This is a genomic window from Nocardia sp. NPDC051463 (genome assembly GCF_040681975.1).
In the GTDB taxonomy this organism is placed as follows: Bacteria; Actinomycetota; Actinomycetes; order Mycobacteriales; family Mycobacteriaceae; genus Nocardia.
This window is the reverse complement of sequence record NZ_JBFBAB010000007.1, coordinates 172,894-183,029: the sequence shown is the minus strand read 5'-3', so window position 1 is coordinate 183,029 and position 10,136 is coordinate 172,894. Positions and strand designations below refer to the sequence as shown.

Genomic DNA, 10,136 nt, shown 5'->3' with positions numbered 1-10,136 from the left:
CAGAGCCTCCTCGTTTTGCGAAACAACAGCTGGCCGAATGCTTTTGGGCAGCACGAATAAGCCTCTGCACCAGAGCCTTCGAGCTCCGGCGCAGGGCAGAAATGCCGACCTTGGGGCGATTCGACGAAAGCGCGGGACGCGGCAGCATCGCTCGCGCGGGGTCCGAAACAGATTTGTGTGAAACGAGATCGGCGACTTCGCGTCACCGCCGTGGCGAACTCGGATCGCCACGGTTGCGCCTAGCTCTTGATCGTTCCTCCAACTCCGCCGCCGCGATGCGGGCGGGCACCGCGGCTATGTCAGCTACATCACATGGATGAGATCCATGCATGCGAACATTAGGCGCTTCGTTAATAAAAAGGAACTTTTTCCCCCAAAAACTTCTGGACGATCGTCCAGCGGGATTGAGTGAGCAGAAAGCCCTGGACAGAGCTGTGTTCGCGACCACATCAGGGCCGCGTGTGTGAGCCACCACACTTTCAGATGTGCAGACTATGAGCCGGAACGTTGCATTCGCGTTGCATCGACGCCCAAGCGCCGGTCGAGAACTCGAATCTTGGCTTCGATCTGCGCATACAGCGGCGAATCCCGATCGACTACCGAGCGGTAGACGGTCCACGCCGTGGCATCGTCGCGCCCCTCGGCGGCCGCGGTCCACCGACGCAGGACGGCGGCGTCACCGGAACTCAGTACCGCAGCGCGCAGCCGGACCCGAAGCTCGTCGCGGAGGTCGACAATCCCGGGAGCGGTCGAGCGTGGTAGCACCGGGCCCGCATAAAGCCGTAATGCGGCATCGACATCACCGGAGTCGAGCGCGGCGCGCAAGGCCTCCACATCGGTTGCGACATGCATGCGCAAGCGGTAAGGGCGCGAACCGAATACGGCCGGACCGACCACCGAACGCAGTCGCGACACGGCAGCGCGAATGGTGCCGTTGTCCAGATCCGTATCGTCGAGCAGCAGCGCGAGATGGTCGGCACCCAGCCCTTCTGGGTGCTCGGCGAGCAGCAGCAGAATCTCGGCATGCCGCTGCGACAACGGAACTCGATCGCCCGCGACGGTCAACAACGGCTGGCCGAGGCCTAGCACGTCGAGACCCAACCGGCCCGCCGCGGCATCGACGGCCTCCTGACCGCCGGGCCGATGCACCGTACCGTGCTGTCCCGCTCGCATCGCGGTGAGCAGTAGATCCATTTCCGCGGCGGTCGACGCCGCCTTGACCAACGCCAGAATCTCCGGCTTTGCGACACGGACGCCGCCGGCGATCATCAGCACCCCGACCAACCTGCCATCCGGATCGTGGACGGGCGCCGCGGCGCCGGTGATCTGATGCATGCGATGCAGGAAATGCTCGGGGCCGTGAATCCATGCGGCCCTTCCGGTTCGCACCACAAGACCGACCGCATTCGTGCCGATGCGCCGCTCACTCAGATCGTCGCCTGCCCGCAAACCGATCTCGGCCGCCGCGGTGACATGGTCGGCATTGCCGTGAATCGAGAGCACGCGACCGAATTGATCGGAGACCGCGACAATCAAACCTGTTCTGGCCGTGTCCTGTACGAGAAGTTTGTCGATCAGCGGCATCAATGCGGCAATCGGATGCGCATCGCGGTATCGCTGTAAATCCGCGCCGCGCAGACCCCGGCCGTCGAGCATATCCATGGGATCGACGCCGCCGCGCACGCTGCGCAGCCATGATTCGAGCACGACCGGACGCAGCAGTCCGGCAAGCTGCGAAAGCTGCTCGCCACCCGCGCTAAGATATCCGTGTGCTTGTGCGGCATAGGCTTCGAGGGCGCCGAGTTGAGTGCCGGGTTCGACGCCATGCCGTGGGGGCCGCCCACCTGCAAGATTGCTGACCATTTGCCTTTCTTTCCGCCCCGAACTGTACCGGCGCGTATTCCGGTGGAAGGGCGGATGCTCTTGTTTGTCCGCCAGGTCACACCCGGTTCATACCTCGTACAAATGTGACCTACCCATCTTTCAGATCACCGAGAGAGGTAATCAGCGGCGCGCTCGGCGATCAGCACGGTCGTAGCCTGCGGACCGCGACTGAGCGGCACCGGGATAATCGAAAGATCAACCACCGACAATCCGGTCACGCCGTGCACTGCGCACCGCTCGTCCACCACCGCACGTTCGTCATCCGCGCGCCCCATCCGACACGTACCGGACAGATGTTGCGAGGTAGCCAGATTCGCCCACAGCCACATATCGGCAGCAGCGCCGGATGATCCCGGGATCGGGTTCGGTACCCGCGCCACAGATATCCGGCGCAACAATTCGGTGGCGGTGCCGACAGCCTCCCGCAAACGGTGTCGATCGTGTGCCGCCGACAGATAACGGTGGTCGATATATGGCGACACGACAGGATCGGGCGAACGCAGTCGCAGAACGCCTTCGGCATGTGGTCGCATCAAAGCCACCCCGAGCCGCTGCACCCCCGGTGTGAACGCGACGGTGTAGGGCCGGATTTCGATATCGTCCAGACTCAGCACATATTCCAACGGCACCGTCTCCGGTGTTCGCAGCGGTGGATCGAGCCGGTATTCGATACCGATCTCGGGATGATCACTGAATCCGATTCCGACCGGCGCGGGATGGCGCACCGGAATATCCAGTGTTCGAAGCTGCTCGACACCGCCGACGCCCGAACGCAGTAACAGGGCCGCCGATTCGATCGCACCCGCGCAGAGCACGATCCGATCGGCCGACATCGTGCCGGTCACACCGTCGCGCAGGAATTCCACGCCGATGGCGCGCGAGCCCCGGAATTCTATGCGGGTGACCCGGATTCCACCGACCACGGTCAGATTCGGCCGCGCTGATGCGGGCAGCAGATACGCCCATCCGGTGCTGACCCGCCTGCCGTTCTCGATACTGCACGGCACGGGGCCGAAGCCGTCCGCAGGGCCGGTGCCTGCCGGAGCGTTCAGATCGGCGACCTCGGGAATGCCTGCGGCGGCGCAGGCCGCGGCGAACTCGGCGCTCAACGGCACAGGTGTGGCGATCCGGCGCACCGGCACGGGTCCGCTTCGGCCGTGCCATGGGCGGTCACCGAAATCGTGGTCGTGCTCGAGTCGCCGATAGAACGGCAGTACCGTGTCGAAGGACCAGGCGGTCGAGGCGATCTCGCTGCTCCACGCGGCGAAGTCGGCCGCCGTGGCGCGCACGAAATAGCTGCCGTTGATCGCACCGGAGCCACCGATCACCCTGCCGCGCACGATATTTCCCGCGACTTCGGTGCCCGTATCGTCCGTCGCGAGAGTGACCGGGTAGGTCCACAGCCATGGCGACCCGTGGCCGACCGGTAGCCGGGTGGCGTCGAGCAGATCGGTGGGCATCTCCGCCGCCGTCGCCCACACCGGGCCCGCCTCGAGCAGGCGCACGGTGTGGTCCGGGTTTTCGCTCAGCCGGGCTGCGAGTACACAACCCGCCGTGCCGCCACCGACGATCAGAGTGTCTGCCATCTACATCAACATCACAGCATCAGCGGTCCGATTCAGCTGGACGGCGTGGTGGGTTTGAGTGCCTCGAGGCTGCGCGCGCGAAACGCGCCGAGCCACAGCCCGCTGCCGTAGGCGATGTCGTCCATCCGTTTGTAGGCCACGTAGCGGAACGGATCGAGCCCGCCCGAATCGCGGTGGGTGAACCAGTCGGCGAGGCCGTCGGCGACGGCCATGGTCACCGCGATGCGCCGGATACGCCGCGACGCCAGCATGGCCAGCATGGTGACCGGCCAATAGTGCCTGCACATCGCCGACGCCAAACGCCAAAGGCCCGCGAAGAATCCGCGCGAGAGGTAGATGGCTGCGATCCTGGTCGGGTTGTCCAGCTCCGCGAAGACTCTTCGTAGTCGGATCAGCGCGGTGACGAGGGTGATCAGTCCACCGAATAGGCCCCACTTCGACAGCGTCGCGAACAGCAGCGCGGCAACCACCGTCCACGACGGCACCGACAGCGGCGACACCATGTCGGCATGCCGGTCGCCGAGCGGTGCGGCCCCGGTGCCGTAGAACAGCTTTCGGCCGAACCAGTCGCGGAAGGAGATCCGATGGTCGTGTGCCACGTGCGCCGCAGGCTCGTAGCGCAGCCGCCAGCCCGCCTGCTCGAGCCGCCAGCACAGGTCGACGTCCTCGGCCACCTGCATCGTCTCGTCGAAGCCACCCTCGGCGAGCAGAGCCCGGCGCCGGACCAGCAGTGCCGCGCTCGGCACATAGGACACCAGGCCACGCGACTGCACCGCCGACTCGCGCCTGCCGAGGTCGAGCGAGGAACGGGTGTGCTCGTAACGGGCCAGCGCGTTCGACTCCGGATCGAGCGCGACGATGCGCGGCGCGACGAGCGCGACCTCCGGGTCGCTGAAGTGCCCGAGCATCACTTCGAGCCAGCCGCTGCGCGGGACGACATCGGAGTCGAGGAAGGCGACGAAGTCGGTTGTCGCGGCCCGCAATCCGGCATTGCGCGCTGCGGCGGGCCCATGCTTGCGATCGTGACGCAGTACGGTCACCCGGCACCGGGTGCCCCGATTGCTCGGAATGCGCACCGGTTGATCGGAGCCGTCGTCGACGACGATCACGTTGTGCCCGCGCAGCGCCGAGAGCAGTCGAACCAGCCCGTCGGCGTTGTTGTACAGCGGAACGATGACGGTGACGTCTTCCGGCGAGGGCAACAGCCGGGGACGCGGATTGCCGACACCGGAATCGAGCAGCCGTCTGGCAACAACAGCAGACTTGGGGCCGGTGACCTCCAGGTACCCGTCGCCGATCATCTCGGCGGCCTCCGGGGCAAGCCGCAGCAACCGGGCGGGCGAACCGCCGATCAGTATGCGCCCCCCGGAGTATGCGCGTACCCGTGGATCGATCCGCACCCCGAACCCGTCGGGCAGGCGATCATTGCGCATTCTTGGCATGCTAGGCGGAGATTCACGCACGAGCATCATCCACCCGGAAAAAAGGACAGAATTCCGTGCGAATTGGTCCGAGTGGACCGGCGACCCCCGACACCGAGTGTTGCCGAGCGGTCGCTGGCGACCCACTTCGGACGCTCGGCAACAAAAGGGCAATCCTCCGGCCATCCGATCGACGGCGACCTTCGAGCGATATGGCAGCGCATCACTGGCTACCGACCCGGCATCATGTCAGCGGACTCTCGTCGCAGGCCCGCGACGGGCGTCGCTCGGGTGTGACGATCGGCCGGGACACCGACAGCGTGAGGGGAATCGGACCCGACTTCCGCGGACCCGACTTCCGCGGCGCCGCCCGCCGAGAGTGGTCGACCGACGAGCGCGGGACCATCCGCCCTGTATCGGCCAGCGCCGCCTCGCCGTAGCCCTGCACACACTCCGGGTCCGGTCCGTCGGCGGGCAGGCCGGTGAAGAACTTCGCCGCCATGCAGCCGCCGCGACAGGAGTCGTAGTGGGCGCAGCCGGAGCAGGCGCCCCCACCGCTGGGCTCGCGCAGCTCCGCGAAGAGCTCCGACTCCTGCCAGACAGCACGAAAACCACCGTCCGCCACCACATTTCCGGCCATGAAGCGATCATGGATGGCAAACGGGCAGGCGTACACATCGCCGAGTGGATCGACGAGGCAGACAACCCGGCCCGCACCGCACATGTTCAGCCCAGGCAGCGCCTCGCCGAACGCGGAAAGGTGGAAGAACGAGTCGCCGGTGAGCACACCGTCGCCGTTGCGCACCAGCCAGTCGTAGAGCACCCGTTGCTGTTCGGGCAGCGGGTGCAGTTCGTCCCACACATCGGCGCCGCGCCCCGAGGGCCGCAATCGGGTCAAACGCAGTGTGGCGCCGTACTTGTCGGCGATCGCCTTGAACTCGTCGAGTTGAGCGATGTTGTGGCGGGTCGCGACCACCGACAGCTTGGCGTCGGAGAACCCGGCCGCGGCCAGGTTGTCCAATGCCCTGATCGCCATGTCGTAGGAGCCCGGTCCGCGCACCGCGTCGTTGACCTCGGCGTCCGCGCCGTCCAACGAAATCTGAACGTCCACATAGTCACTGGCGGCCAGGCGCGCGGCGACCTCCGGCGTGATACGAACTCCGTTGGTGGAGAACTTCACTCCGACATGATGTGCGGTCGCGTAGTCGACCAGCTCCCAGAAGTCCGGGCGCACAGTGGGTTCGCCGCCACCGATGTTCACGTAGAAGATCTGCATGCGTTCGAACTCGTCGATCAGCGCCTTGCACTGTGCGGTGCTCAGCTCGCGCGGATCGCGCCTACCCGAGGAGGACAGGCAGTGCACGCAGGACAGGTTGCAGGCGTAAGTGAGCTCCCAGGTGAGGCAGATGGGTGCGGCGAGACCGGTTTCGAATCGGTCGATCAGGCGCACCGCACCGGTCGATGCCGGAGCCGGCACCGTGTCCGGTCGGGCGGCAGCTGCGGCGAATGCGCTGTGCCGCAATACTTCCGGAGAACTGCCTGGTGCCGAAGGAGTGATCATGCTCGACTCGGCCAGCTGTTCCAGTGCCCGCACATACGGGCCTGCGACATCGTCGGACAGGCCGGCCGCCCGCAGCGCGGTGCGCGCCGAGGCGTGCGAGGGCAGTGACCGCACGATCTCGAGGATCTGCGGGTTCTTCAGGAACGAGAGCTTGCGCGTGCCGAAGTGGTAGAGCAGCGCACCGAACGACTCCGGCCGCAGCGCCACCCTGGGGTGCAGCTCCCAACGAGTATCGAGATCGAGCATGGTCGCTCCGCCGTTCAGTAGACGCCGCACATACCGTCGATGGAGACCTCTTCGATGAGGGTCTCCTCCACCAGCGGCGCTTCCTCGGCCGAACGCGCATCGACCGTGGTGATCGGCCCGGCGCTGTCGGTGTCGGTCTTTCCGAGCGATCCGTATTCCGGCATGGCTACCTCCGAGATGACGATCGGTGTCCACGGCTACCCGATGTAGCCGCGCTCACACGATAACGTCATACACTGACAAAATGGAACAGGTTCCACTCGATCGATCGAGGTGGACGTGCACCGTCCCACTGAGTGGACGCGCCCGCCCGGGCCGTCCGACCTGCGGGCCGAGTCGCACGCACACCGACCGGTTCGGCGGCGGGCGCTCTAGACTTTCGGTGGCAAGCAGCTGAACGGGACGTGACGGGCGATCAATGCCCGCGGTGGTAGAGGTGGCATGGGAGTCGGACGAATGCAGGCGAACGGGGGCGGCAATACTCTGTCGGAGTCCGAGATCGTCGAGGCCGCACTGCGGGTGGTTCGAGAAGACGGCGTCGAGAAATTGTCGATGCGGCGACTTTCCCGCGAACTCGGGGTTTCCCCGATGGCGCCGTACTACTACGTGGCCGATAAACGGGAGCTGCTCGACCTGGTCGCCACCGCGGCATTGACCGGAGTTCGCAAGCCACCACCCGAATCCGGGCCGTGGCAACAGCGGCTGCGCGATCTCATCGACCAGATCGATGAGAAGCTGCGCAAGCATCCCGGCCTCGGCGATGTACTGATCGAGCAGATGCTCGGCAAACAGCTCGACTTGATCGCCGCACTGATGGAGATCCTGTTCGAAGCGGGCTTCACCGACCGCAATGTGCTCGCCGCTTACGCGACGATCCACACCTACCTGTTCGGCCGCAGCCGGGTGAATCCGCGGGACCGCGCGCCGTTGTCGGATGTAGCGCTGCCCGACGTGGTGGAGCGCGCCACCAAGCACATGGCGGACCTGCGCGGGAAGTACGCATACGACTTCGGCATGGAGGTGTTGGTAGCCGGTCTGGAGGCCCAGCTTGTCCGGCAGCCGAAGACCGACGTACCATGAAACTGAAACACGTTCTAGTTTTGTCGGTACCGCCGGCCGCGCCACGTTCGAGAGGACGCCATGACCACCGTTGAAGTTCCACACGGCTCCCGCTCGGTCGTGCTGCGGGTAGCCGCTGTCATCACCGAGACCGTCGACACCTGCTCGCTGGTCTTCGACGTGCCCGAGGAATCGCGTGAGCGCTTCAGCTACCAGCCCGGCCAATTCCTGACACTGCGCATCCCGAGCGACCTGACCGGCTCGGTGGCGCGCTGCTATTCCCTTGCCAGCTCGCCCCACACCGACGACCGGCCGAAGGTCACCATCAAACGCACCGTCGGCGGCTACGGATCGAACTGGGTATGCGACAACGTCAAAGCGGGCGACCAGATCGAGGTGTTGCCGCCCTCGGGCGTTTTCACCCCCAAGGACCTCGATGACGATCTGCTGCTCTTCGGCGCCGGCAGCGGCATCACCCCGGTGATGTCCATCCTGAAATCGGCGCTGGCCAGGGGCAACGGCAAGATCGTTCTGATATACGCCAACCGCGACCACGAATCGGTGATCTTCGCGGCCGAATTACGCGAGCTGGCCGACAAGCATCCGCAACGGCTCACCGTGATCCACTGGCTGGAGTACCTGCAGGGCCTGCCCACACCGGACGCGCTGGCCACCCTGGTCTCGCCCTATGCCACCTACAACGCATTCATGTGCGGGCCGAAACCGTTCATGGACCGGGTGCACGATGCGCTCGCACGGCTCGATGTGCCACGCTCGCGCACCCACGCCGAGGTATTCAATTCCCTTGCCGGAGACCCGTTCGCCGACCAGGCACCGGTCGAGGTCAGTGACGAGGAGGCTGCGGCCGCCGCCACCGTCGAGGTCGAACTCGACGGTGAGGTGCACGAGCTGTCCTGGCCGCGCAAGCAGACCCTGGTCGACATCATGCTGGCCAAAGGACTCGACGTGCCCTACTCCTGCCAGGAAGGCGAATGCGGTTCCTGCGCCTGCACGGTGCTGGAGGGCGAGGTCGAGATGGACAACGCCGAAATCCTCGACCCCGAGGACATCGCCAACGGCTATATCCTCGGCTGCCAGGCCAGGCCGGTCACCAACCACCTGAAAATTCAGTTCTGAGTTTTTGGCAGCGCCTGCGGCGCTGCGGGTTCGCGGCCCCCAGGGCTCGCGTCCGAGCGGCCGAGACTCGCGACTGCGTCGCATGCGCTTCGGCCACTCGGACGCGAGCCGGCCGCGAACGGTCGCTCGTAAGACTCGCTCCGTGGTGGTTGCGAGATTCGGTCACTGTCGGCCTCAACACATCGCACGATAGACAACACACTGCGCGGGAACCAGACGTTCAACGGCATAACTCAGTGCGGTGCGGCCCATCTCGGACGCGAACCAACCCCCAACAGCCACCCACAAACCCACACCACAACGGTCACCAGACTCGACCACCGCCAGCCTCAACACATCGCACGATAGGCAACACGCTGCGCAGGAACCAGACGGTCAACGACATAACCCAACGCAGCACGACCCATCTCGGACGCGAACCAACCCCCAACAGTCACCCACAAACTCACTCCACACCGGTCACCAGATTCGACCACCGCCAGCCTCAACACATCGCACGATAGGCAACACGCTGCGCAGGAACGAGACGCTCAACGGCATAACTCAGTGCGGTGCGGCCCATCTCGGGTGCGTGCTTGTCCAAGAAGTCGGTCAACAGCTGCTCATCGATGCGCTTGCCGACCTCGCGCAGCATCCAGCCGAGCGCCTTCTGGATGAGGTCGCGACGGTCGCCCAACAGACGCTCGGACAGTTCGAAAGTCGTGGTGGCATCGCCCGCTTTGATGAATGCGAAGCTCGAAAGCAGGGCGACTCGGCGCTCCCACAGCGACTCGGCCTCGGCCAGCTCGAAGAGCAGATCGCGCGGCTTGTCCAGCAGCCATGGGCCGATGATGTTCTCCGCCGATACGTCGACGAGGTCCCAGTTGTTCACGCGGCCACGGCGCACGGCGGCGAGATACAGCTCGACTATGGCCGCGCGGGCCTTGTCGTCGAAGGTGCGCGGCTTGGATGCCGCGGCGAACCTGCCATTGAGGATGACCAGCGCCGCGAGCCGGTGCTCGTGCACCGGGCTGTCGAGCAGGTCGTCGATTTCGGTGAGCGGCAGTGTCGCAAAGCGTTTCGCGATCGAGCGAGTCACCGGCACCCGGACCCCGAGGAAGAGGTCGCCCGCGCCGTACTCACCGGGGCCGGTTTTGAAGAACCGCTGTAGCTGGACTGCATCGGCGGGATCGGCGACCTCCGCCAGCGCCGCCCGCAGCTGCGCAGCGGTCTCGGTAGCTGCCGTCATCGGCGAACCTTTCC

At 65.5% G+C, this 10,136-nt stretch carries 8 protein-coding genes; 2 read left to right on the top strand and 6 right to left on the bottom strand.

Annotated elements, in window-relative coordinates; translation table 11 throughout:
- Positions 1 to 492 precede the first annotated feature (492 nt).
- From AB0M74_RS13195 to mftA, 5 genes are all read right to left on the bottom strand, one after another.
- On the bottom strand, positions 493 to 1,863 hold the full coding sequence (locus AB0M74_RS13195) for a GAF domain-containing protein (protein WP_364905821.1): 1,371 nt from the start codon (positions 1,861 to 1,863) through the stop codon (positions 493 to 495).
- Positions 1,864 to 1,988: 125 nt separating this feature from the next.
- On the bottom strand, positions 1,989 to 3,470 hold the full coding sequence (gene mftG / locus AB0M74_RS13190; protein WP_364905818.1) for a mycofactocin system GMC family oxidoreductase MftG: 1,482 nt from the start codon (positions 3,468 to 3,470) through the stop codon (positions 1,989 to 1,991).
- Positions 3,471 to 3,502: 32 nt separating this feature from the next.
- Positions 3,503 to 4,903: a mycofactocin biosynthesis glycosyltransferase MftF gene (gene mftF / locus AB0M74_RS13185; protein WP_364905815.1), complete on the bottom strand. Its 1,401-nt coding sequence runs from the start codon at positions 4,901 to 4,903 to the stop codon at positions 3,503 to 3,505.
- A 232-nt stretch (positions 4,904 to 5,135) separates the two neighbouring features.
- On the bottom strand, positions 5,136 to 6,698 hold the full coding sequence (gene mftC, locus AB0M74_RS13180; RefSeq protein ID WP_364905813.1) for a mycofactocin radical SAM maturase: 1,563 nt from the start codon (positions 6,696 to 6,698) through the stop codon (positions 5,136 to 5,138).
- 14 nt (positions 6,699 to 6,712) lie between these two features.
- On the bottom strand, positions 6,713 to 6,811 hold the full coding sequence (mftA, locus tag AB0M74_RS13175) for a mycofactocin precursor MftA (RefSeq protein ID WP_328413443.1): 99 nt from the start codon (positions 6,809 to 6,811) through the stop codon (positions 6,713 to 6,715).
- Between the two features lie 343 nt (positions 6,812 to 7,154).
- Between mftA and mftR2 the strand changes: the two genes are divergently transcribed.
- Both mftR2 and AB0M74_RS13165 read left to right on the top strand, forming a co-directional pair.
- Positions 7,155 to 7,778: a mycofactocin system transcriptional regulator MftR2 gene (mftR2, locus tag AB0M74_RS13170; protein ID WP_364905810.1), complete on the top strand. Its 624-nt coding sequence runs from the start codon at positions 7,155 to 7,157 to the stop codon at positions 7,776 to 7,778.
- A 60-nt stretch (positions 7,779 to 7,838) separates the two neighbouring features.
- Entirely contained in the window at positions 7,839 to 8,894 is a 1,056-nt protein-coding gene (locus AB0M74_RS13165) for a ferredoxin--NADP reductase (protein WP_364905807.1), read from the top strand.
- Positions 8,895 to 9,378: 484 nt separating this feature from the next.
- Here the strand turns inward: AB0M74_RS13165 and AB0M74_RS13160 are convergent, their stop codons facing one another.
- Entirely contained in the window at positions 9,379 to 10,122 is a 744-nt protein-coding gene (locus tag AB0M74_RS13160; RefSeq protein WP_364905804.1) for a DNA alkylation repair protein, read from the bottom strand.
- Positions 10,123 to 10,136: the final 14 nt, after the last annotated feature.